This is a genomic window from Streptomyces sp. 2A115 (assembly GCF_052245575.1).
Classification (GTDB): domain Bacteria; phylum Actinomycetota; class Actinomycetes; order Streptomycetales; family Streptomycetaceae; genus Streptomyces.
Window position 1 is genome coordinate 72,430 of record NZ_JBQQCG010000016.1, and the last position, 20,908, is coordinate 93,337.

21 protein-coding genes are annotated in these 20,908 nt (G+C 71.5%); 11 read left to right on the plus strand and 10 right to left on the minus strand.

Annotation, left to right across the window (positions count from 1 at the left end):
- Nucleotides 1-32: 32 nt before the first annotated feature.
- Nucleotides 33-425: a VOC family protein gene (locus ACTWQR_RS16535; protein WP_443227822.1), complete on the plus strand. Its 393-nt coding sequence runs from the start codon at nucleotides 33-35 to the stop codon at nucleotides 423-425.
- A gap of 74 nt (nucleotides 426-499) precedes the next feature.
- On the opposite strand, the gene ACTWQR_RS16540 is transcribed toward ACTWQR_RS16535, so the two are convergent.
- The 3 genes from ACTWQR_RS16540 to ACTWQR_RS16550 all read right to left on the minus strand — a co-directional run bounded on the left by ACTWQR_RS16540 (nucleotide 500) and on the right by ACTWQR_RS16550 (nucleotide 2,448).
- Nucleotides 500-967: a peroxiredoxin gene (locus ACTWQR_RS16540; RefSeq protein ID WP_443227823.1), complete on the minus strand. Its 468-nt coding sequence runs from the start codon at nucleotides 965-967 to the stop codon at nucleotides 500-502.
- 63 nt (nucleotides 968-1,030) lie between these two features.
- Complete coding sequence (locus tag ACTWQR_RS16545; protein WP_443227896.1) at nucleotides 1,031-1,315, minus strand: DUF4235 domain-containing protein; 285 nt, start codon at nucleotides 1,313-1,315, stop codon at nucleotides 1,031-1,033.
- Nucleotides 1,316-1,431: 116 nt separating this feature from the next.
- Entirely contained in the window at nucleotides 1,432-2,448 is a 1,017-nt protein-coding gene (locus tag ACTWQR_RS16550; protein ID WP_443227824.1) for a glutathione S-transferase family protein, read from the minus strand.
- 95 nt (nucleotides 2,449-2,543) lie between these two features.
- On the opposite strand from ACTWQR_RS16550, the gene ACTWQR_RS16555 reads away from it, so the two are divergent.
- Entirely contained in the window at nucleotides 2,544-3,599 is a 1,056-nt protein-coding gene (locus tag ACTWQR_RS16555; RefSeq protein WP_443227825.1) for a cation diffusion facilitator family transporter, read from the plus strand.
- Between the two features lie 378 nt (nucleotides 3,600-3,977).
- On the opposite strand, the gene ACTWQR_RS16560 is transcribed toward ACTWQR_RS16555, so the two are convergent.
- Nucleotides 3,978-4,427 carry a nitroreductase family deazaflavin-dependent oxidoreductase gene (locus ACTWQR_RS16560; protein WP_443227897.1) on the minus strand — a complete coding sequence of 150 codons (450 nt, stop codon included), beginning with the start codon at nucleotides 4,425-4,427 and terminating at the stop codon, nucleotides 3,978-3,980.
- Between the two features lie 390 nt (nucleotides 4,428-4,817).
- Here ACTWQR_RS16560 and ACTWQR_RS16565 point away from each other — a divergent pair, with 390 nt between their 5' ends.
- On the plus strand, nucleotides 4,818-5,270 hold the full coding sequence (locus tag ACTWQR_RS16565; protein WP_443227826.1) for a nuclear transport factor 2 family protein: 453 nt from the start codon (nucleotides 4,818-4,820) through the stop codon (nucleotides 5,268-5,270).
- Nucleotides 5,271-5,341: 71 nt separating this feature from the next.
- On the opposite strand, the gene ACTWQR_RS16570 is transcribed toward ACTWQR_RS16565, so the two are convergent.
- Nucleotides 5,342-6,802, minus strand: a complete 1,461-nt coding sequence (locus ACTWQR_RS16570; RefSeq protein ID WP_443227827.1) for an aldehyde dehydrogenase family protein — start codon at nucleotides 6,800-6,802, stop codon at nucleotides 5,342-5,344.
- A gap of 130 nt (nucleotides 6,803-6,932) precedes the next feature.
- Nucleotides 6,933-7,505, minus strand: coding sequence for a TetR/AcrR family transcriptional regulator (locus ACTWQR_RS16575; protein ID WP_443227828.1), 573 nt, complete (start codon nucleotides 7,503-7,505; stop codon nucleotides 6,933-6,935).
- 149 nt (nucleotides 7,506-7,654) lie between these two features.
- Between ACTWQR_RS16575 and ACTWQR_RS16580 the strand changes: the two genes are divergently transcribed.
- Together ACTWQR_RS16580 and ACTWQR_RS16585 are read left to right on the plus strand one after the other, a co-directional pair.
- The gene (locus ACTWQR_RS16580) at nucleotides 7,655-8,113 is read left to right on the plus strand and encodes a DUF1348 family protein (RefSeq protein WP_443227829.1); all 459 of its coding nucleotides are present in this window, start codon (nucleotides 7,655-7,657) and stop codon (nucleotides 8,111-8,113) included.
- 9 nt (nucleotides 8,114-8,122) lie between these two features.
- The gene (locus ACTWQR_RS16585) at nucleotides 8,123-8,653 is read left to right on the plus strand and encodes a flavoprotein (RefSeq protein WP_443227830.1); all 531 of its coding nucleotides are present in this window, start codon (nucleotides 8,123-8,125) and stop codon (nucleotides 8,651-8,653) included.
- Between the two features lie 51 nt (nucleotides 8,654-8,704).
- Here the strand turns inward: ACTWQR_RS16585 and ACTWQR_RS16590 are convergent, their stop codons facing one another.
- On the minus strand, nucleotides 8,705-9,550 hold the full coding sequence (locus ACTWQR_RS16590; protein ID WP_443227831.1) for an endo alpha-1,4 polygalactosaminidase: 846 nt from the start codon (nucleotides 9,548-9,550) through the stop codon (nucleotides 8,705-8,707).
- Nucleotides 9,551-9,919: 369 nt separating this feature from the next.
- Here ACTWQR_RS16590 and ACTWQR_RS16595 point away from each other — a divergent pair, with 369 nt between their 5' ends.
- The 5 genes from ACTWQR_RS16595 (at nucleotide 9,920) to ACTWQR_RS16615 (ending at nucleotide 16,400) form a co-directional block, all read left to right on the plus strand.
- Nucleotides 9,920-10,543 carry an NADPH-dependent F420 reductase gene (locus ACTWQR_RS16595; protein ID WP_443227832.1) on the plus strand — a complete coding sequence of 208 codons (624 nt, stop codon included), beginning with the start codon at nucleotides 9,920-9,922 and terminating at the stop codon, nucleotides 10,541-10,543.
- 205 nt (nucleotides 10,544-10,748) lie between these two features.
- Nucleotides 10,749-11,651 (plus strand): alpha/beta fold hydrolase, encoded by a 903-nt coding sequence (locus ACTWQR_RS16600; protein WP_443227833.1) that lies wholly within the window; start codon nucleotides 10,749-10,751, stop codon nucleotides 11,649-11,651.
- Between the two features lie 124 nt (nucleotides 11,652-11,775).
- Entirely contained in the window at nucleotides 11,776-14,592 is a 2,817-nt protein-coding gene (locus ACTWQR_RS16605; protein ID WP_443227834.1) for an AAA family ATPase, read from the plus strand.
- 123 nt (nucleotides 14,593-14,715) lie between these two features.
- Nucleotides 14,716-15,756, plus strand: coding sequence for an NAD(P)-dependent oxidoreductase (locus ACTWQR_RS16610; protein WP_443227835.1), 1,041 nt, complete (start codon nucleotides 14,716-14,718; stop codon nucleotides 15,754-15,756).
- Complete coding sequence (locus ACTWQR_RS16615; RefSeq protein ID WP_443227836.1) at nucleotides 15,753-16,400, plus strand: HAD-IA family hydrolase; 648 nt, start codon at nucleotides 15,753-15,755, stop codon at nucleotides 16,398-16,400. The genes ACTWQR_RS16610 and ACTWQR_RS16615 overlap by 4 nt, the downstream gene beginning before the upstream one ends.
- A gap of 1 nt (nucleotide 16,401) precedes the next feature.
- Here the strand turns inward: ACTWQR_RS16615 and ACTWQR_RS16620 are convergent, their stop codons facing one another.
- Complete coding sequence (locus tag ACTWQR_RS16620) at nucleotides 16,402-17,208, minus strand: phytanoyl-CoA dioxygenase family protein (protein WP_443227837.1); 807 nt, start codon at nucleotides 17,206-17,208, stop codon at nucleotides 16,402-16,404.
- 95 nt (nucleotides 17,209-17,303) lie between these two features.
- On the opposite strand from ACTWQR_RS16620, the gene ACTWQR_RS16625 reads away from it, so the two are divergent.
- Nucleotides 17,304-18,206, plus strand: coding sequence for a helix-turn-helix domain-containing protein (locus tag ACTWQR_RS16625; RefSeq protein ID WP_443227838.1), 903 nt, complete (start codon nucleotides 17,304-17,306; stop codon nucleotides 18,204-18,206).
- A gap of 17 nt (nucleotides 18,207-18,223) precedes the next feature.
- Here ACTWQR_RS16625 and ACTWQR_RS16630 read toward each other — a convergent pair whose 3' ends face one another.
- Nucleotides 18,224-18,784: a DoxX family membrane protein gene (locus tag ACTWQR_RS16630; RefSeq protein WP_443227839.1), complete on the minus strand. Its 561-nt coding sequence runs from the start codon at nucleotides 18,782-18,784 to the stop codon at nucleotides 18,224-18,226.
- A gap of 80 nt (nucleotides 18,785-18,864) precedes the next feature.
- A complete protein-coding gene (locus ACTWQR_RS16635; protein ID WP_443227840.1) occupies nucleotides 18,865-20,679 on the minus strand; it encodes a glycoside hydrolase family 9 protein in 1,815 nt (604 codons plus the stop codon).
- Between the last annotated feature and the right edge of the window lie 229 nt (nucleotides 20,680-20,908).

A 20,908-nucleotide genomic window follows, 5' to 3' on the forward strand; every position in this document is an offset into this window, starting at 1 on the left:
AGGAGAGAAATGGCACTGGGTACGGAGGAGACATGGCACTGGTAAGGGCAGGCGTCGTGGTGCTGGACTGTGCCGAGCCCGAGAAACTCGCCGCGTTCTACAAGGAGTTGCTGGAGGCCGAGGAGACGGAGGCGACGGCCAACCGTGTGGAGATCCGGGGCGCCGACGGGGTCCGGATGGCGTTTCGCCGGGACGTGAAGGCCACTCCGCCGAGCTGGCCGCGCCCCGAGAACTCCCTGCAGGTCCATCTGGACTTCCATGTCGCGGACCTGGACGAGGCGGAGCGCAGGGTCGTCGGTCTCGGCGGCCGGCCGCTGGACACCAAGGACGCGTCCGGCCCGTTCGAGGAGCGCGGGTACGCCGATCCGGCCGGCCATTCGTTCACGTTGCGCCGTACGCGGGCCACCGCTCCCAAGCAGAGGTGACTGACCGGCCAGCGGTGACCGACCAGCGGTGACCGATCACCTACCGGTCAAGCGTGACCGGTAGGTGCGGCCGGTCAGCCCTGGTGAGCGCGCAGAGCCGCCAGGGCGCGGTCCGCGTGCGCGCTCATCTTGAACTCGCTGCGCACCACTTCCAGGACCTTCAGGTCCTCGGAGATGACGAAGGTGACCCGCTTGGTGGGCGCCAGCGAGAAGCCGCGCTTGACACCGAACCGCTCGCGGATGACGCCCTCGGTGTCGGACAGCAGCGGGAACCCGAGGGTGTTCTTCCCCGCGAACTCCTGCTGACGGTCGACCTCGTCGCCGCTGATCCCCACCGGCCGCGCTCCGACGGCGGCGAACTCGGCGGCCAGATCACGGAAGTGGCACGCCTCGGCGGTGCAGCCGGCAGTGAGCGCCGCCGGATAGAAGAACAGCACGACGGGCCCTTCGCCCACCAGCTCGGAGAGGTGCCGGGACGTACCGGTCTCGTCGGGCAGTGCGAAGTCCTCGACGGAGTCGCCCGTCTCTATTTGGTTCTTCACAGCTTGCTCTCCCTGACTCCCGGCCGCCCATGTGGAGGCCAACCCTACGGGAGGGCAAGGGAGTCAGTCGCGGCCACCCTGGTCGCCGGAGGGCCACACTCCGGTCGACCGGGCGATGGCCGTCGCACCTGTACGGTCCACCGCGCTGCGTACGACGGCGAAGATGGCTCCCTGGATCGCCGCGGCCAGCAGCACCTCCCTCCAACTCCGGTCCCTGTCAAGCGCGTCGGGTGCGTCCTCCTCGTGACGTATGGCCTTCCATGTCGCTCGGAACGCCATCCCCGCCAGGGTCCCGCTCGTCCAGCCGAGCAGGAACCCGAGGGGCTTGTAGGCGAAGGGCAGCTTCATCTTCTTCCTCTTGTGCACCTGGGCCTCCTTCGTAGTGGGGGAGTTGGATCGGCTATCGGCTATCGGCTATCGGCTATCGGCTATCGGCTATCGGCTATCGGCCGCCGGTTGCGGGTTCAGGGCCGTCCCGTCGTCGGCACCTCCTCGCCCTCGCGTACCGGCCCCGGGGGGCTCCCGTCGCCGAACGGGCGCCCGCCGAGTTCCTCCCGGTGGTGGGACGTCAGCCAGCCGGACAGATCGGGTCCGAGCGGCACGATGCCGGTCGGGTTGATGCCCGTGTGGACCTGGTAGTAGTGCCGCTTGATGTGGTCGAAGTCGACGGTGTCCCCGAAACCGGGTGTCTGGTAGAGATCGCGGACGTACGCCCACAACACCCGATCCTCCGTCAACTTCCAGCGATTGCACTTGAAATGGCCGTGATAGACGGCATCGAAGCGGACCAGCGTGGTGAACAGCCGGATGTCCGCCTCGGTGATCGTGTCCCCGACGAGGTAGCGTCGGCGGGCGAGCCGGTCGGAAAGGATCTCCAGCCGTCGGAAGACACCCTCGCAGGCTGCCGCGTACTCCTCCTGGCCGGTGGCGAACCCGGCCCGGTACACCCCGTTGTTGACGTCCTCGTACACCTCCGCCATCACCTCGTCGATCTCGTCCCGCAGCCCCGCCGGGTACAGGTCGGGCGCCCCTTCCCGGTGCAGGGCCGTCCACTCGGTGGCGAGGTCCAGAGTGATCTGCTGGTAGTCGTTGGTCACCAGGCGGCCGGAGGGCACGTCCACGAGGGCGGGCACGCTGACGCCGCCCGGCGGGTCCGGCTCCCGCGCTTCGTACGCCTCGCTGAGGAACCGGATGCCGAGTACGGGGTCGCGGCCGCCCGGATCCAGCGTGAACCGCCAGCTGCGGTCGTCCTGGACGGGGTCGGCGATCGCCAGTGACAGGGCCTCCTCGAGCCCCAGCAGCCGCCGCGAGATCACCGAGCGGCTCGCCCAGGGACAGGCCCGGCTGACGACCAGCCGATAGGGCCCGGCCTCGACCGGCCAGCCGTCCCGGCCGTCCGCCGTGACGCGGTCCGTGAAGTGGCTCTTGGACCGGCTGAAGGACTTCCTCCCGTACTCGCTGTTGCCCTCGGTGTCGCTCATGATGCCTCTCCTTTTCCGCACCTGCCCTGATGCGAGTTCCCCGAATTCCGTCGTCACCCCTGTGTGAGGGTGTTTGACCGGGGCAGTCGGGCGGGGTGAGTCACAAGCCCTCGCCCCTCTCCGAGCCTCCGTCCGGGGGGACCACCAGCTCGCATCGCTCGGACCGCAGGACACGCGTCACCGTGCTGGTGGCCCTGGCCGCCAACCTCGTGATCGCCCTCGCCAAGATCGTGGGCGGCTTCGTCGCGGGATCCCCCGCGCTCCTCTCGGAGGCCGCGCACTCGGTGGCCGACAGCATGAACGAGGTCTTCCTCCTCGCCGCCCTGCGCCGCAGCCGACGCCCCGCCGACAGCCGGCACCCCTTCGGCTACGGCAAGGAACGCTTCTTCTGGTCCCTGCTGGCGGCCGTCGGCATCTTCGTGATGGGTGGCTGTTTCTCCTTGTTCCAGGGCTTCGAGGCCCTCAGCAGGGGCAGCACGGAGACACGCAGCGGTTACGTGGCGGGGCTCCTGGTACTCGTCGTCGCGCTGCTCGCCGAAGGGACGTCCCTCCTGCGCGCCCTGCACCAGGTGCGCAAACAGGGCGGCCTCGCCGCCGGAGCCCGCGACCCGGCCCTGCGGACGGTCGTCGCCGAGGACGCCACCGCCGTGCTGGGCGTAGGCCTCGCGATCGCCGGAATGGCCCTCCACATGGCGACCGGCCGGATCGTCTGGGAGGCGTCGGCCTCGTTCGGCATCGGGGCACTGCTCGTGTACGTGGCGTATCGGCTCGGTCGCGACGCGCGCGAGCAGCTGATCGGCCAGTCCATGGGCCCGGAGCCGAGCCGCCGCATCCACGCCCTGCTGGAGGCCCAGCCCGAGATCGACTCCGTGGAGTCCCTGCTGACCATGCAGCTCGGCCCTGAGTCGACCCTGGTGGCCGCCCGCGTCGACCTCACCCCCGGCCTGGACAGCGAGGAGGTCGAACTGGTCGCCGAACGCATCAAACGGTCCGTGTCCCACACGATCCCCGAGGCCGACCAGATCTTCCTCGACGTGACGGACGCGCTCACGGCGCGGAGGGGCGCGGCAGCCGGCCGCGGCCGACCGGCGCCACGCCTCGCCGCAGACGGCGACGACCCCGCCGCGACGGGGGAGCGCGGCGGGGCCTGACCGTCGGGTGCCCGACGGTCGACGAATCATGCACATTTTTTCGAGCGAGTTTCGGAACCCCGTCGGCGAGGGGGCAGAACGCCGTTCCGCCCTTGTCACCACCCGTCCGCGCCTGCCACTCGCGTTGTCAACGACGCAGTGGTCAGGGAGAGTTGGCGTATCCGTACCGGACGGACGGCCGCGGGGGCTTCATCACCCCCACCGCCGAACAACCTGGCTCGCCCCGCTGTCGCAGTGCCCGCGGCGTTCACCGCGGTCGTGATCGGCTGGTACGCGTGGCGGAGCACGGCCGACCGACCGGGGGAGCTGGGGGAAACAGGGGAGTGGCCCGCACCGGACGGGGGTCCAGTACGGGCCGCGGTCACGTACTCGCGCCGCTTACTCCCCGGCGGACGGCTCCAGAACGAAGATCGGGATCTCCCGGTCGGTCTTCTTCTCGTAGTCGGCGTACGGCGGATACGCCGCGATCGCGCGCTCCCTCCACAACGCCTTCTCCTCGCCGGTGAGTTCGCGTGCCGTCATGTCCTGGCTCACCGGGCCGTCCCGGAGCTCCACGTGGGGATCGGCGAGGACGTTGTAGTACCAGACGGGGTGCTTGGGGGCGCCGCCCAGCGAGGCGACGACGGCGTAGCGGCCCTCGTGCTCCACACGCATGAGCGGCGTCTTGCGCAGCTTGCCGCTCTTGGCACCCCGGGTGGTCAGCAGGACCACGGGCATCCCCGTGTCCATCAACGTCGTCCCCTCGGTCCCGCCGGAGCTCTCGTACAACTCCACCTGCTCACGTACCCACTGCGTCGGGCTGGCTTCGTACTCGCCCTCAAGAGGCATGCCATCCATCCCATCGATCGTCGTTCGTATGTATGACTTCTGCCAACCCAAGATTCAACACGGCTTGTCCGGCGATTTCATCCCTCTCGCACATCTCTCCGCCGTTACCCCTCCAGGCCGCTCTCCATCGCCTCGACGAGCCGGGCCGGCGAGTCGATCACCCGTTTCCGGTCCTCGCCCAGCGTGGCCAACGGGCGTGCTTCAACGGCGAGTTGGCGGGGTGGGCGGAGGGACGAGGAGATCGGCCTCGGCGGGCGTGCGCGCCGACCGACCTTACCTGGCAGGTAATTGCCGGGTGAGGGCCGAGACCGGCACGGTGGGAGCTCCTCCCGGCGCCGGACGGTGCGAGTGCCGGGGTGGTTCACGACACTTCGAGATTGGGAGAGCCCCATGACCTTCATGACCGGCACGACGCGCACCGCGACGACCCGCGGCGTCGTCGAGGAACTCCTCCACCGCATCGGCCAGGGCGACCCCGAGCGGATCGCCGAACTGTACGCCGAAGAGGCCGACTGGAAGCTCAGCTGGCCGCAGGACGAGCACGGGCGCGTCGACACTCCCTGGATCCGGCCGCGATCCACCCGGGCCGACGCCGCCGACCACTACCTCCTGCTGGCCGAGCACCACGACCCCGGGCAGGCGGCCACCGAGATCGAACGCATCCTCGTGGACGGCGCCGAGGCGGTCGTCCTCGGCGAGATCCGCCAGACGGCGAAGGCCACCGGGCGCCCCTACCGCGCCCGGTGCGCCCTCCACCTCACCGTCGAGAACGGCCTGGTCGTACGGCACCACGTGTACGAGGACAGCCTCGCCGTCGCCCAGGCCTTCCAGGCCGACCGATAGTGCTTGACGGGAGCTGCTGATGCCCGGACCCGGGCATCAGCAGCACACAGGAGAACCGGCTCCCGAACCGGTCAGAACGGGAAGTGGGCCTGCTGGGTGGCCAACGTCACCCAGCGCGTGTTGCTGAACGCCTCGATGCCCCAGCGCCCGCCGAAGCGGCCGTATCCGCTGGCCTTGAACCCGCCGAAGGGGGCGTTCGGCTCATCGGCGACGGACTGGTCGTTGACGTGGACGATGCCGGTACGGATGCGGCGGGCGACCTTGAGCCCGTGCGTGCCGTTCTCGGTGATGATTCCGCAGCTGAGCCCGTGCTCCGTGGTGTTGGCGAAGGCGACGGCCTCGTCGTCCGTGGTGAAGGTGCTGATTACCGCGAGCGGGCCGAACGCCTCGCCGTGGAACAGGTCGGCGTCCTCGGGCAGGTCGGTCAGCACGGTCGCCGGGTGCACGGCGCCCTCGGGCGCGGAACCGCCGGTCAGGACGGTGGCGCCCTTGGCGACCGCGTCCTGGACGAGTGCCGCGACCCGGCGGGCGGCGTCCGCGGTGACGAGCGGGCCGACGACGTTGTGCGGGTCGGCCGGGTCGCCGGTCGAGAGCGACTCGGTCTTCGCGGTGAACTTGGCCGCGAACTCCTCGGCGACGCTCTCGTGGACGAGGATCCGGTCGGCGGACATGCAGATCTGGCCGGAGTTCATGAAGACGGAGAAGACGGCGGCGTCGACCGCGTAGTCCACGTCGGCGTCGTCCAGCACGATCACGGAGTTCTTGCCGCCGAGTTCGAGCACCGCGGGCTTGAGATGCCGGGCCGCGTGGACGCCGATGATCCGGCCCACACCGGTGGACCCGGTGAAGTTGACGGCCCGTACGCGCTCGTCGGCGATCAGGGCCTCGGCGACGGCGGCCGCGTCCTCGGGAGCGTTGGTGATCACGTTCAGGACGCCGTCGGGCAGACCCGCGTCACGCAGGACGTCCGCGATGAACAGACCGCAGGCGATCGGCGCGTCCTCGCTCGGCTTCATCACCACGGTGTTGCCCGCGGCGAGCGGGGCGGCGACGGCGCGGACGCCGAGGATGACCGGGGCGTTCCACGGCGAGAAGGCCGCGACGACACCGACCGGTTCGCGGACCGCGAGGCCCAGCGCGCCTTCCTTCTGCGCGCTCAGTACCTCTCCGCGCGGCGCGGTCACTGCGGCGGCGGCCTCGCGGAAGATGTTCGCGGCGAGACCGACGTTGAACATGGCCCACGGCCGGGTTCCGCCGACCTCTCCCGCCATCGTCCGTACGGCGTCCTCGGTGCGGGCCTCCAGCAGGTCGGCCGCGTCGAGGAAGATCTTCCGTCGCTGCGCCGGACCGACCGCTGCCCAGTCGGCGAACGCGGCGTCCGCGGCGTCCACGGCCCGGGTGACATCCTCGACGCCGGCCGCGGCGACCGTGGCGTACACCTCCGAGCTGTAGGGATTCACGTCCTCGGCGGTGCGGCCGGATGCCGCGGGCAGGTCCTTGCCGCCGATCAGCAGGTCACGGTGGAGGGTCATGCGAGGCTCTTCTCGTCATGCGCGGCGCCGCGCGGCGTCCGGGAGGAAGCTGCACGTTCGCCTGGTGAATAATTCTCCGTTGAACTTTCAATGGGAGTCTGCAACTCCACAGGACGCCAGTCAATGGCGGTCAGTCAATGACGGCGGCTCCGCCGTATGCCTCCACCAGCATCCGGGCCGCCCGCCCGGCCTGCGTGGCGGGCTCCGCACTCTGTTCGATGGCGGCGGTGACCATGGCCCCCTCGGCCAGTAGGTATACCGGTTCGGCCAGGCCCGCGGGCAGTCCGGCCTCTCTCACGAGACCCGCCAGGTAGTCCTTGAAGGCCCGCTTGTGCGCGCGCACCTGGTCGGCGACCCGCTCCGACGTGGCGCCGAGTTCGCCGTAGGAGTTGATCCAGGCACAGCCGCGGAAGTCGGGCTCCCGGAACCACAGGCCCAGCCAGTCGAAGACCGCCGGGATCCGCCGTCCGGGATCCGCGTGGCCGTCCACATGGTCGGCGAGCCGCTGCCGCCACCGCAGATCACGCCGCTCCAGATAGGCCAGCACCAGTTGTTCCTTGGCGGGGAACAGCTGGTAGAGCCGCTTGAGCGAGACCCCCGACGCGCCGCGGATGTCGTCCATGCCGACGGACTGAATGCCGCGCCCGTAGAACAACCTCTCCGCCGCGTCCAGAGCCTGATCCCTGGCGACCGCGCTGTCCATGTACCCGTCCCGCTCCTTGGCTCCGTGATGGATTTCTTGACGAGAGAACCACCGTTCTCTACGTTAACAGTCATACCGGAGAACGTACGTTCTCCCGCCTGGTGCACCACCGCTGCCGTTCGTCGCGCCACCGTTGAGAGGAAGCCGTCATGACCGACCGCCCGCCCCTGCCGCCCTTCACCCGTGACACCGCGGCCCAGAAGGTCCAGGCGGCCGAGGACGCCTGGAACACCCGCGATCCCCACAAGGTCTCGCTCGCCTACTCGGAGGACTCGGTCTGGCGCAACCGCGACACCTTCGTCACGGGCCGCGCCCAGATCGTGGAACTGCTCACGGAGAAGTGGCGGCGCGAGCAGGAGTACGCCCTGCGCAAGGACCTCTGGGCCTTCGACGGCAACCGCATCGCCGTCCGCTTCCAGTACGAGTCCCGGGACGCCCACGGCCAGTGGTGGCGCTCGTACGGAAACGAGCTGTGGGAGTTCGACCGGCATGGGCTCATGACCCGGCGTGAGGCCAGCATCAACGACGTACCGATAGAGGAGAAGGAGCGCCGGATCTTCGGCCCGCGCCCGGACTCCGAGCGGGGAGAGTCCTTCCCGGTTCAGTAGGGTTCCCGGGTGACTGAACAGGCCCGCGATCCCTTCCTCTACGTCGTCGTCTGCGCCGCCGGAGTCGCCGAGGGCATCGGTGAGTTGATCGCCCTGGCGCAGGAGCGGAACTGGGACGTGGGCGTCATCGCGACCCCGCCCGCGATGGGCTTCTTCGACACCGGGGCGGTCGAGGAGCGGACCGGCCACCCCATCCGTTCCGCCTGGCGGGCCCCGGGCGACCCCCGCCCCTTCCCGGACCCGGACGCCGTCACCGTGGCGCCCGCGACCTTCAACACCATCAACAAGTGGGCGGCCGGCATCTCCGACACCCTCGCCCTCGGCACCCTGTGCGAGGCGTACGGACTCGGCGTCCCCATCTCCGTACTCCCCTGTGTGAGCGAGGCGTTGACCGCCCACCCCGCCTACCGGGACAGCGTGAAACGGCTGCGCGGGATGGGAGTCCGGTTCGGCGAGCACGCCTTCGGCGGTCCGGCGGAGCGCGGGTTCCGCTGGGAGCAGGCCCTGGACCTGCTGGCTCCGGATCCGTCTGCTCCGTGACCCGGTCCGGACCGGGTCACCGGCTCGGTGACCCGGCTCCAGCGGCCTCCGTCAGCGGGTCCTGCGGACATAGTCGGCGCTGTCCGGCGTCGACACCTGCACATCCCGGCGCACGATGCTCAGCCGGTCACCGAAGCCCGAACGCGCCTTCCGCAGGCCGCTGTCGGTGTACTCGACGACGACGACCCGGTCGTCGAACGCCTCCGCGTACACACCGCACTCGTCGTACTCACCGCACTCCTCCGCCACCGCGAAATCCAGCCCGGTACGGGGCCTGAGGCCGGCCAGCTCCACGGTGTTCTTCTGCGCGACGGCCAGACCCCGCTCGTGCGCGTGTGCCGAGAGCAGCTTGATGAAGGAGGTGGCGTCGTCCGCGTTCAGCAGGCGGCGGGAGCGGGTGTAACTGTCGTAGTTGTCCGGCTCCACAGCGTCGTAGCCCTTGTCCGCGCAGCCGTCGATCCACTGATTGACGCGATCGGCGATGCGCCGGCGTTTCGCGGGCGTGCCGATGTCGAGCAGCGCCTCGTTCCAGTCGCCGTCGACGACCACCTTGCCGTTCCTGTCGCGGAGCAGCAGGTCGGCGGGCCAGTCGTCCCGCTCGTCGGGCTGGGTCTGGAAGGCGTTGACGTAACAGATGTTGTAGAGGCCGCGAGCGGGTTCCGCCGCGCGGTCGCGGGCGACGATACGGACACCGGCCGGCGGGGGATAGGCACCGCCGATCTGGTAGTCGAACCCGGCGTGCGCGGGCGGCAGCCGAACGGTTCCGGGCCCCGGCTTCGCCGTGCCGTCCGGGCCATCGTCGTCCCCGTCCGACGTACAGGACGCCAGCGCCGCGAGGGCGACCAGGGCTGCCGCCGCCCGGAGGACTCCCACGCGGGCACCACGCTTGACGGACATGTCCGCTCCATCAATCGCGGGTACGACCCCGCCTCGGACACCCCTCGGGGCAGCCGAGCGGCTCGGGGTGCCCCGTGGCGATCCTGGCGACTGTGGCCGGACTGAGAACGTGTCCGTTACCGGCTGGGCGCACCTCTGTGTGCCGGGCCGCGGGCCTGGGCACGCAGAGGATCGAAGCGTGCGGAAACGTGCGTGTCAAGTCCGCGCAGGCCGCGGAGCGTACGCAGGGTTGAGGTCCACCCGCGCCTCGGGGGCCGGGCACGCGAGAAGGCCAGTCAGCCGACAGAAGCGCCCCCGCCGGGCCGGCGCGATGCTGGGCGGCACCCGTCACGGCACCGCAACCGGCCCACCCGCTGGAGGAGTTGACGCATGCCCATCGGAATCATCGGCGCCGGAGCCATCGGGCAGGCCCTCGCCGGGCGGCTCGTGGCCGCCGGTGAGCGGGTGGTCATCAGCAACAGCAGGGGCCCCGAGTCGCTGCGAGGGCTGGCCCACGCGATGGGACCGGGTCTGAGACCGGCGACGGTCGCCGAGGCGGCCGTCGAGGACGTCGTCGTCCTCGCGGTGCCGTGGAGCCGCTTGCGCGAAGCGATCCGGTCGGTGGACGTGAGCGACTGGCAGGAGCGGATCGTCATCGACGCCACCAACCCGCTCGGCCCGCCCGCCTTCCAGGCCGTCGACCTCGGTGGCCGTTCCTCCAGCGAGGTGGTCGCCGATCTGGTGCCCGGCGCGCGCCTGGTGAAGGCCTTCAACACGTTGCCCCCTGGGCTTCTCGGCGCCGAACCCGGAACTCCCGCCGGCCGTCGGGTCATCTTCCTGTCCGGGAACCACGCGGGTGCCAACGAGCGGGTCGCACGCCTCGCCGAGCGGCTCGGATGGGCGGCCGTCGATCTCGGGCCGCTGGCCGTCGGCGGACGTCTGCAGCAGGTTCCCGGCGGCCCGTTGTCGACGCTGAGTCTGATCCTGGAGCGCTGGCCCGACCGGACGTTATAGGGCCTGTTGCGAAAGTGCCGTCGTCGCCGGAAGGGCGGCCGCGCGGCGTCCGGTGCGTGCTCTGGGGCCCCGGCCGAAGGCTGGGGGAGTGCCGTCGGGAAGCCCTCGTACTGGGCGTACTCGGGCTTTCGAGCGGTGCGGCGAGAGTGCGCGCCGGGCGTCGCGCGGCAGGCGCCACTTTCGCTACAGGCCCTAGTGTTGGATCATGACTGGAGACCGCGTCACCCTGGCCGTCGAGGACCATGGCGGGGAAGGACCGCCCCTCGTGCTGCTGCACGGTGCCGGGCGCACCCTGGCCGACTGGGCCGCCGTCGCCCCGCTGCTGGCCCGTCACCACCGTGTGCTGGCCCTGGATCTCCGCGGCCACGGGCGCTCCGCCGACGGACCGTGGCGCATCGGCGAAGTGCTCGGTGACATCGAGGCGGTGCTGGACGAGCACGGCCTTCCCGGAGCACTCCCCGTCGGCCACTCGCTCGGCGGAATGCTCGCCGTCCAGTACGCCCTCGACCACCCGGAGGCCACCCCGGGCGCGGTGAATCTGGACGGGTACGGCTGGGGGCGGCCCGACCAGTACGTGGGTCTCGACCCCGCGTACGTCGAGGAACGGCTCGTCCAGGTGCGGGAGATGGCCGCGACGGCCGCAGGCCGGGTGCTTCCCTCCGGCGGCCTGAAGGACCTGCTCGCCGAGCAGCGGATGATGTCCTCGCGACTGGGCATCCCCTACGAGCTGTTGGAGGCGGGCGTACGGCGTTCTGTCGCGGAACGCGCCGACGGACAGCTGGAGTTGCGGCCCCGGCGGGAGCACGCCCTGGAGATGCTGGCCAGGATCGACGCGCTCGACGTCTTCGCGCTCTTCCACCGCATGGACCGGCCGCTGCTGCTCGGGCGCGCGCTGCGGCCCGTGCCGCCGATTCCCGGTCTCGACTGGTTCGACGAGTTGATGGCGGCCTACGGGTCGGGCCTCGCCCGGGATCTGGCCGAGCTGGCGGAGAATCGGGCCGAGGTGACCGTGGCGGAGATCGACGGCACGCATGCGATGCTCCTGGAGAACCCGCGCGCGGTCGCCGAGGCCGTCCTGGGATTCACCGCGGGACTCTCCCCCGAGTGACCACGAAGCCCCGCGCCATGAACCAGAGTTGTGCATAAGGTGTGAGGGTCGGGCATTTCTTCCGGAGTGCGGGAGCCCCGGAGTCCTCAAGGGGCGAGGAACCGGGGGATCTGAGAGGAGACGGGTGGACCACGCGGCAGGGGCGGACGGCGATGAATGGATCGTCGGAAGAGACCGCGAACTGACCTTGCTGGCACGGCTGGTGAAGGGGCTGGCGTCAGGAGACCCGACAGAGCACCCGGGAGTACTGGTCGTGACCGGCGGCCCGGGCTCGGGCAAGAGCGTCCTCCTGGACGAGACCGCCCGGCTCGCCCGGCGGTCCGGGGTACGGGTGTTGCGCCTCCTGGGCTGCGACGGCGAGTCGGGCCTGCCCTTCGCCGGACTGCATCAGCTGCTCCGGCCAGTACTGGACCTCGCCGAAGGACTCCCGGTACGCCAACGGGCCGCACTGCTCGGCGTGTTCGGCCTCGACGACGGCACGGAACCGGAGCAGGTCCAGAACCCGCTGCTGACCTCCCTCGGTGCGCTCACACTGCTCTCCGACCTCGCGGTCCGTGGTCCGGTGCTGCTCGTGATCGACGACGCGCACTGGCTGGACGTCGGCACCCTCGACACCCTGGCCTTCGTCGCCAGACGCCTGGAGGGGGAGCCTGTCGCGATGCTCGTGGCGGCGCGAGACGAGGTCGTGCCCGCACAATTCGCGCGCGAGTTCGAGCGGTTGACCGTCGACCCGCTGGACTCCGCGGCGGCCGGTCGGCTCCTCGACCGCCAGCCGGGGCCCCCGGCCGGCCGGGCCCGCTCACGCATCCTCGACGAGGCGGCCGGTGTCCCGCTGGCCCTGGTGGAGCTGGCCAGGGCGGTGGCACGCGATCCGGGCGCGGGACGGGGGACGCTGCCCCTCACCGACCGCCTGGAGGCGATCTTCGCCCAGGACCTGCCCGAACTGCCGCCCGCCACCCGGCAGTTGCTGCTCCTCGCCGCCGCCGCGGAGACCGCCGAGCTGCCCCTCATCCTCTCGGCCGCGGCCACCACCACGACCCCCGACGACTGGCACCCCGCCGAACGCGCCGGACTGGTCCGCATCGAAGACGGCCGCCTCCGCTTCCGGCATCCCCTGATCCGCTCGGCCGTCTACCAGTCCGCCACCTACGCGGAACGCCACGCCGCCCACCTGTCCCTGGCCGAGGCTTTCACCGGCGACCCCGACCGCCGCGCCTGGCATCGCGCCGCCGCCGTCGAGGGAGTGGACGAGGGCGCCGCCGGGGAACTCGAGGCAGGCGCGAGCCGGGCCCAGCGCCGCGGCGGATACGCGGCCGCCGCCACCGCCCTGGAACGCGCGGCCCAGCTCAGCCCCGATCCCGCAGCACGGGCACGCCGCCTGGTGCGGGCCGCGGCCATGGCGATGTACGCCGGACACCCCCGCTGGGTCGCCGAGATCACCACCCAGGTCGCCGCCCTCACCGAGGATCCCGCCGTCCTCGCCGAGGCCTCGCTCCGCGCGGGCTGGGCGCTGGCGGTCACCGCCCAGTTCGAGGGCTCGCTCGGCTACCTCCTGCCGGTCGCCGAGGCCGCGGCCGACGGCAATCCCCTTCTGGCTCTGGACGCCCTGGCAACGGCGACGACGCCCGCGTACAACTCAGGGGACTCGGCACACCGCGAGAAGATCCTGCGCATCACGGAACGGGTCCCTCCGCAGGACGACGAAACGGACCGCCTGTGGATCCTCGCGGGCACCGATCCCTTACGCCACCGGGCCCGGGCCCTCGAGATGCTCACCGCCGACCCGGACGACCCGCTGCCCGACGGCGAGACCGGGCCCGCACTGGACCGCCCCTTGTCTCTCCTGGTCACCTGGGGTGCCGCCGCCTGGGTGCTCGACGAGACGAGCGAGGCGATACGGCTGCTCGGCGCGGCCCTCGAACATCTGCGCCGCTCCCCGACCGCGGGCGCCAACGCCACCGTGGCCCAGGCCCTCGCGCTCGCCCAGTACGAGAGCGGCGCGTGGACAGCGGCCCGGGCCTCCCTCGACGAGGCGTACCGCACGGCCGCCGAGGCGGGCCTGGAGAACGTGGCCGCCGGCTCGCCCGTCCTCGGCGCCACCCTGCTCGCCCTGCGCGGCGACACGGAAGCGGCGCGAACCGCCGTCCAGCGCGCCGTCCACGGCGTCGACCTGCCCAACTGCCGCAGCCTGCAGGTGCGTGCGCACTACGCGCTGGGTGCGGCGGCGCTCGCCGAGGGCGACCACGCGGGGGCGTACGACCGTTTCCGGGCAGTCTTCACCCACGACGGCGAGCCCCTGCACTTCCACGCCTCCGACTACTACCTCGCCGATCTCGTGGCCACCGCCGTACGCACCGGACGGGCCGAAGAGGCGCGCGGCGTCCTCGACGCGGCCCGGCGGCGGCACGCCGGGGGCGAGGTGTCCCCGCGGCTCGCCGCCCTGGTGCACCGCGCCCGCGCCCTGCTGGCCGAACCGGACGGCGCCGAGCGGCACTTCCAGGAGGCCCTCGCCGATCCGGCGGGCGACCAGTGGCCCTTCGAACGCGCCCAGACCCGCCTCGACTACGCGGAATGGCTGCGCCGCCGGCGCCGGGCCGTCGAGGCACGGCCCCTGCTGAGCGCGGCCCTCGAGGTCTTCGATGGCCTCGGCGCCCGGCCGTGGACCGAACGCACGCTCGCGGAACTCCGCGCGGCGGGCGTCAATGCGACGTCCACGCCGGACCGTTCGGCGGGCCTGGCCGAACTCACCCCGCAGCAACTGCAGATCGCCCGCCTCGCCGCCGCCGGCCTCACCAACCGCGAGATCGGCGAACGCATCTTCCTCTCACCCCGCACGGTCGGCTTCCACCTCTACCGGATCTTCCCCAAGCTCGGCATCACGGCCCGCGCCCAGCTCCGGGACGCGCTCCCGGCCTCCCTGCGCGAGGTTCCGGAATCCTGATCGCGGGGGCGAGCCCGGCCGTGCTGCCGCGCAGGCAGAGCCGGGCTACCGTTTCGTGAGGGCCGGCACCTGTTCGCGTACCGGCGCACAGGTACAAAGAGACGCCAAGACGCAAGGAGAGCCGTGAGTACCCCGCACAAGCCGCTCGTGATCCTGCGCGCCGCCCCCCATCCCAAGGACCGCATCTTCAGCCCGGCCGCGCTGGTCCTGCTCCACGACCGCTTCACCGTCGTCGAACCGGACACGGAGGAAGCCCTCGACCAGGCACTGCCCGACGCCTTCGCCGTCGTCGGCCAGCCCGACCTGCCGGCCGAACGCCTCGCCCGGGCGGGCGAGTTGAGAGCCCTGCTCAACATCGAGGGCAACTTCTATCCGTACGTCGACTACGACGTGTGCTTCGAGCGCGGCATCCACGTCCTCAACTGCGGACCCGCGTACGCCCAGGCCGTCGCCGAGTACGCACTCGGGCTCGCCCTCGACCTGGCGCGCGGCATCAGCCGCGAGGACCGCGCCTTCCGCGCCGGACGGGAGCGGTATGTGTCCGAGGGCAACACCGATGCCGTACTCATGCACGGCTCGGACATCGGCCTGATCGGCTTCGGGAACCTCGGCCGGGGCCTGTACCCGCTGCTGGCCCCCTTCCGCCCCACCATCCGGGTATACGACCCCTGGCTGCCGCCCGCCGTCCTGCGCGAACAGGGCCTCGTCCCGGCCACACTGGATGAGACCCTGACCCGCAGCCGCTTCGTCTTCGTGCTCGCCACCGCCACCGAGGAGAGCCGCCATCTGCTCGGCGAGCGTGAACTCGGTCTGCTGCCCGACGGCGCCCGGCTGGTACACGTCAGCCGGGCACCCGTCGTCGACTACCCGGCGCTGCTCGCGCGGGTCGCCGAAGGCCGACTGCTGGCGGCCATCGACGTCTGGCCCGACGAACCCGTCGCCGCCGACGACCCCGCCCGCGCTCTGGAGGGACTCGTACTCTCCGCGCACCGCGCGGGCGGCATCCCGGAGGCCTTCCGAAGCATCGGCGACATGGTGGTCGACGACCTGACGCTGCTGGCCCAGGGGCTGCCGCCCGCCCGTATGCAGGCCGCCGCGCGCGAACTCGTCGGCCGCTACCGCAACCGACCCGTCACCACCGGCACCGGAAAGGCCCGGACATGAACATCCCCTGCGAGGGCCTTCTCTTCGACAACGACGGCGTCCTCGTCGACTCCGACCTCGGTGTCGACCAGGCGTGGAGCCAGTGGGCCCGCGCCCGCGCGCTGCCGGCCGAAGAGGTCACCGCGATGGTGCACGGGCGGCGCTCCGCCGACACCGTCGCGCTGCTCGTGCCCGACCCGGCGCAGCGCCCCGCGGCCCTCGCCGAGATCGACCGCCTGGAGATCGAGGCCGCCGCCGCCACGACCGCCCTGCCCGGCGCCCTCGACCTCCTGACGAGCCTGCCGCAAGGGAGTTGGGCCGTCGTGACCTCTGGAGTCACCGCCCTCGCCCGCGCCCGGCTCGCCGCCGCCGGGCTTCCACTCCCACCTGTGCTGATCACCGCGGACGACGTCAGCCACGGCAAACCCGCCCCCGACGGCTACCTCACGGCGGCCGGGAAGCTCGCTGTGGACCCGGCGCGCTCCGTCGTCTTCGAGGACAGCGCCGCGGGCGCCACGGCAGGCGCCGCGGCCGGCGCGTACGTCATCGGGGTCGGGCCGCGCGGTCTGGACACCGACGCGTCCGTCGTCGTACGCGATCTGCGCGGGCTGACCTGGCGGGACGGCGTACTCGGCCTGGACGGGGCGGAGTTGCTGCGTTCCTGACTCAATGGGGTCCCGCCGGCGCGAACTCCGTGCCGCACGGGCCCGCGCCCTCGCTCTCTCGCAGGGGGACGGGTTCGCCGCTCATCGAGAGCGTGCGGTAGAAGCGCCCGATGCGCTGGGTGGAGCGGCCGACGTAGTGGCCGATGTACGAGCGGCGGAAGCGGTCGGTGCTGCGGTTTGGCTGGGAGCCGTGCACCAGGCTGCCATTGAAGAAGAGGACGTCGCCCGGCTCCATGTCGACTGGTACGGCGGCCAGGCCGGGCGGCGGCGGGACGTACTCGCGGGCGAACGACAACCCGTCGTCGGCCTGTTCGGGGCAGAACACGTCCATGCGGTGGGTGCCCGGGACCACCTCCAGGCCGCCGTTGTCGCGGTCGATCACGTCGCAGGCGATCCAGGCGGCGACACAGGTGCCCGGCTCCACCCGCAGATAGAAGTTGTCCTGGTGCAGGGCCTGGCCCCGTGCGCCCGGCGGTTTGAAATAGAACATGCTCTGCGCGGCCAGCACCTCTTCGCCCAGCAGCAGTTCGAGGATGTCGCGCAGCCGGGGTTCGAGGAGATAGCGCAGTGCCAGGTCGTTGACGCGGTGAGGGTGCATGACCCGGGGGTAGCGGTGCAGGGGGTCGGCGGGACCCGCGGTCTCAGTTACCCGGGGTTCGAAGTGCCCGGGGATCGGTCCGGCGGCGTACAGCGCGGTGAACTCGGCGCACAGCGCGTCGATCTCGGCCCGGCCGAACAGCCCCCGCGCCACGGTGAAGCCGTCCTCCTCGAACCGCTGCACGACACCCCTGCCCGTATCCCTGTCCATATCCCTGATCGTCCTGTCCGTGGCTGTCATACGAACCGTCCCTTCTCACCCGTGCCCTCTACGCCTCAAGCTAGGCCGGAGCGCCTTCCGGGAGGATGCCTGTGCGTGCTGACGAGTTGCCCGAGCCTGCTGCCCCGTCCCCGCCACCGGGCATGGTCACGGTCGGCCGTTTCGACCAGCGCCCCGGCTACAACGTCAACCGGCCGCGCGGCGCCGACAGTTGGCTCTTCACCTGGACCACGGGCGGCGAGGGACAGCTCAGCCAGGGGGCGGAGGAGACACGGGCGGGTACGGGAGATCTGGTGATCCTCGGCCCCGGCGTACCGCACCGGTACGCCGTCGCGCCGGGCGCCCGGCACTGGGCGTTCTGGTGGGCCCACTGCCAGGTCAGACCACCCTGGACGGGCTGGGTGCGCCCGTACGCCCTCGGCGATCGGCTGTACGCCGTCAGGCCGGTGCCGGGCAGTGTCCGGGGGCGACTGGAGTCGGCGTTCCGGCGGATGCTGGCGGATGCCCGATGGACCGGGGAGGGCGCCCCACCCGAAGAGGAGGCCGAGGACGGCCGCGTCGCCGTGGCCCACGGAACCGCGGCGCGCGAACTGACCCTGTGCTCCCTGGAGTCGATCGTCCTGCTCGCCACCGCCACCGCACGCGCGGAACCCCACCGGTCGGGCATCGACCCACGGATCCGCCAGGCCGAGGCACTCATCGCCGCCGACCCGGGGGCGCCCCACACCGTGGAGTCGCTGGCCGCGGGGGTCTCGCTCTCGGCATCCCGGTTCGCGCACCTGTTCACCCAGCAGCTCGGCCAGTCCCCGATGCGGGCGCTGCTGGCCGCCCGGCTGCTGCACGCCGCGCGGCTGCTGGAAGCCACCGACCTGCCGGTGGAACGGGTGGCGGCTGCCTCCGGCTTCACCAGCCCGTTCCACTTCAACCGAGTCTTCCGGCAACGCTACGGAGCCCCGCCCGGTACGTACCGGGCGGGGCTGCGAGGCTGACACCTGCTCGCCGGCGCCTACTTGCGCAGCAGCAGCATCACGCCCGCCACCACCACGGCGAGCACCACCGCGGCCACGCCGTACGCGAGCTTGTGGTGACGCAGGAAGGGCAGGAAGCGGTCGGCGGCGTACCGGCCGGGCCCGGTCAGCGCAAGCGCGGCCCCGGCGACGGCCAGCAGCAGCTCGTACTCCATGCCCTCCGGCATGAAGAAGCCCCCGTCCCACTTCACGGCCACCGCGTTGATCATCGTGCCGACGACCGCCGCGCCCGCGAGTGGCGTGAGCAGGCCGAGGGCGAGGCCGAGACCGCCGAGCGTCTCGCTCAGCCCGGCCACGGCGGCCATCGTCCTGCCCTGCGGGTAGCCGCTCATGGTGAAGAACTGTCCGGTGCCGTCCAGTCCGCCACCGCCGAACCAGCCGAACAGCTTCTGCGCGCCGTGCGCCGCCATGGTCAGTCCGACGGCCAGACGCAGCAGCAGAAGACCGGCGTCGTACGCGTGGGGGGTCGCGCTGTGACCGTGGTTCTGCGGGTCAAGGGTTGCGCCTCGGACGGGGGAGAGCCTCGTGGGGGAGGTCATTGCGGGTACTCACTCCTGATGGATGTGGGGACTGTCTTGGGCCACGGCCTCCTTGAATGCTAAACGATATGCTTGAGAGTTCAAGTTTGCTTGCCAGGGCGCCGCTCAGCGGCGTACGCGGCCAACCAGGCCAGCGGGGCGTTCCAGTTGATGGTCACCTCGTTGGTGGAGTACGAGCCGATGTCGTCGATGTAGCAGGCCGCGGGCGCGCAGCCGGCCAGCTGTTCCTGCGCCACCGGGTCCTGCAGACCGCTGTTGGGGCCGCCCGCCAGGGAGCCCGCCGGCGGGTTCGGCAGCGACGAGTCGTACTGGTTCGCCCAGAACCGGTGGTGCTGGTTGCGGGCGTACGCGTCCCCGTAGCCGGTGACGTACGAGAGGTCGAGGGTGTTGCGGCCCAGCAGGTAGTCCATCGACTCCAACACCCCGGCGCGGTACCGCTGTTGACCGGTCAGTGCGTGGGCGGTGGCCATGACGATCGCGTTGTTGGTGACCTGGCTGTTGGAGCCCCACACGTACCCGGTGGCGGGGATGGGCACGGCATAGCCCTGGCCGGCCATCGTCGACAGGTGGCCGTCGGCCGCGGCCGTCACCGAGGCGCGCACCCGCGCGATGTCGGACGCGGGCAGCCCGTTCCGTACGGTCGCCAGGGTGAGCCTGCCGAGCGCCGCGGTCTCGGCCCAGTTGAAGCCCGACGGCGTGAACGCGCCGGTCGAGGTGTGCCAGGGCGAGGACGTGACCGCGTCCCGGTAGGCGCGCTCCCCGGTCGCCGCGTACAACTCGGCGGCCGCCCAGTAGAAGTCGTCCGTGACCTGCGTGTCGCCGTAGGGGCCGCCGCCCGTGCTGTCCGAATCCGGCGCGTACAGCGCGGGGTTGGCCTCCGCCGCGGTCCAGGCCGTGCGGGCGGCCGACAGGCACCGGTTCGCGTAGGCGGAGTCGTACGGCCTGAGGACGCGTGCGCACTGCGCGGCGGTGGCCGCGAGGTTGAGCGTCGCCGCGGTGGACGGGCGGTGCAGCTCACGTGGTTGGGCGTCCTGGTGGGGGAGGGTCGGGATCCCTGTCCAGGCGGCGTCGTGGATCTTGTGGAAGGCCATGCCGGCGTACGGCTTGCCGTCCGGCACCTGCATCCGCATCAGGAAGTCGAGTTCCCAGCGTGCCTCGTCCAGGACGTCGGGTACGCCGTTGCCGCGCTCGGGGATCCGCAGGGTCGAGTCGCCGAGCGCGGACGCGGTGCCCGCCCGCTTGGCCCGCGCGAAGGAGTCGACGAGCAGCCAGGTGGAGATCCCGCCGTTGACGACGTACTTGCCGTGGTCGCCCGCGTCGTACCAGCCGCCCCTGACGTCCTGGGTGTAGTCGCACACCCCGGCCTGGCACGGGACTTCGGTGTCGCCCTGGTTCGGCGCGACACCGAGGTGACCGGCGGGCCGCGCGTAGGCGGGGCCCACCAGTGACGCCTCGATCGGTGTGCCGCTGCGCTGGTGGTAGAAGAACGCCATCGCGTCGGAGCGCAGGCTGTCGTAGAGGTCCGCGCGGATGTCGAAGGGGGCGCTGTTCTGCCCGTCGACCACGAGGACGTACCCCGAGCCCGCCTTCCGGTACTTGGAGAAGTCCGCCACGTGGGTCGCGTCGCCGGAGGCCGCGTCCGTGCCGCGCACGACGGTCCGGCCGGAGGCGATCACGGCACCGGACGCGCCACGCAACTGCCAAGTCAGCGGCTGGGCGGCCGAGGTGACCACCGTGGCGCGCTTGGGGCCGTCCGGCAGATAGCCGGCCTGGTTGACCCTCACGGGCGTCGTCGCCGCGACGGCCGGATCCGCCGCGGACGGGACTCCGGCCGCCCCGGGGGCGAGGGCCAGCCCGCCGGCGAGCAAGGTCGCCGTCAGCAGAGCGGCGGTCATGCGCTTTCCGGTTCTTGTACGTCTGTTCGTGGGGCGGCGGAGCGCGTGCGGGAACGTGAGCATGGAGCGCCTCCCTGTGCCTGGAATGGGTCCACGAATGCCGTCTGGTGCGGACGGCGGAATTGTGGGAGCGCTCCCATGTCCGAGGATTGCATGGCCATGCCACACCGTCAATGTCCTGCGCAGGACATGGCCCGGGCCGCGGTGGCGCGCACCTGAAAGGGCTGTC

What these genes read in the sequence shown, in the direction of transcription:
- ACTWQR_RS16545 (WP_443227896.1), bottom strand. Translation starts at nt 1,315, where the DNA reads ATGAAGCTGCCCTTCGCCTACAAGCCCCTCGGGTTCCTGCTCGGCTGG.
- ACTWQR_RS16560 (WP_443227897.1), bottom strand. Translation starts at nt 4,427, where the DNA reads ATGCCTCTTGAGGGCGAGTACGAAGCCAGCCCGACGCAGTGGGTACGT.
- ACTWQR_RS16550 (WP_443227824.1), bottom strand. Translation starts at nt 2,448, where the DNA reads ATGAGCGACACCGAGGGCAACAGCGAGTACGGGAGGAAGTCCTTCAGC.
- ACTWQR_RS16535 (WP_443227822.1), top strand. Translation starts at nt 33, where the DNA reads ATGGCACTGGTAAGGGCAGGCGTCGTGGTGCTGGACTGTGCCGAGCCC.
- ACTWQR_RS16635 (WP_443227840.1), bottom strand. Translation starts at nt 20,679, where the DNA reads ATGACCGCCGCTCTGCTGACGGCGACCTTGCTCGCCGGCGGGCTGGCC.
- ACTWQR_RS16565 (WP_443227826.1), top strand. Translation starts at nt 4,818, where the DNA reads ATGACCTTCATGACCGGCACGACGCGCACCGCGACGACCCGCGGCGTC.
- ACTWQR_RS16590 (WP_443227831.1), bottom strand. Translation starts at nt 9,550, where the DNA reads ATGTCCGTCAAGCGTGGTGCCCGCGTGGGAGTCCTCCGGGCGGCGGCA.
- ACTWQR_RS16580 (WP_443227829.1), top strand. Translation starts at nt 7,655, where the DNA reads ATGACCGACCGCCCGCCCCTGCCGCCCTTCACCCGTGACACCGCGGCC.
- ACTWQR_RS16625 (WP_443227838.1), top strand. Translation starts at nt 17,304, where the DNA reads ATGCCTGTGCGTGCTGACGAGTTGCCCGAGCCTGCTGCCCCGTCCCCG.
- ACTWQR_RS16615 (WP_443227836.1), top strand. Translation starts at nt 15,753, where the DNA reads ATGAACATCCCCTGCGAGGGCCTTCTCTTCGACAACGACGGCGTCCTC.
- ACTWQR_RS16575 (WP_443227828.1), bottom strand. Translation starts at nt 7,505, where the DNA reads ATGGACAGCGCGGTCGCCAGGGATCAGGCTCTGGACGCGGCGGAGAGG.
- ACTWQR_RS16600 (WP_443227833.1), top strand. Translation starts at nt 10,749, where the DNA reads ATGACTGGAGACCGCGTCACCCTGGCCGTCGAGGACCATGGCGGGGAA.
- ACTWQR_RS16620 (WP_443227837.1), bottom strand. Translation starts at nt 17,208, where the DNA reads ATGGACAGGGATACGGGCAGGGGTGTCGTGCAGCGGTTCGAGGAGGAC.
- ACTWQR_RS16630 (WP_443227839.1), bottom strand. Translation starts at nt 18,784, where the DNA reads ATGACCTCCCCCACGAGGCTCTCCCCCGTCCGAGGCGCAACCCTTGAC.
- ACTWQR_RS16570 (WP_443227827.1), bottom strand. Translation starts at nt 6,802, where the DNA reads ATGACCCTCCACCGTGACCTGCTGATCGGCGGCAAGGACCTGCCCGCG.
- ACTWQR_RS16595 (WP_443227832.1), top strand. Translation starts at nt 9,920, where the DNA reads ATGCCCATCGGAATCATCGGCGCCGGAGCCATCGGGCAGGCCCTCGCC.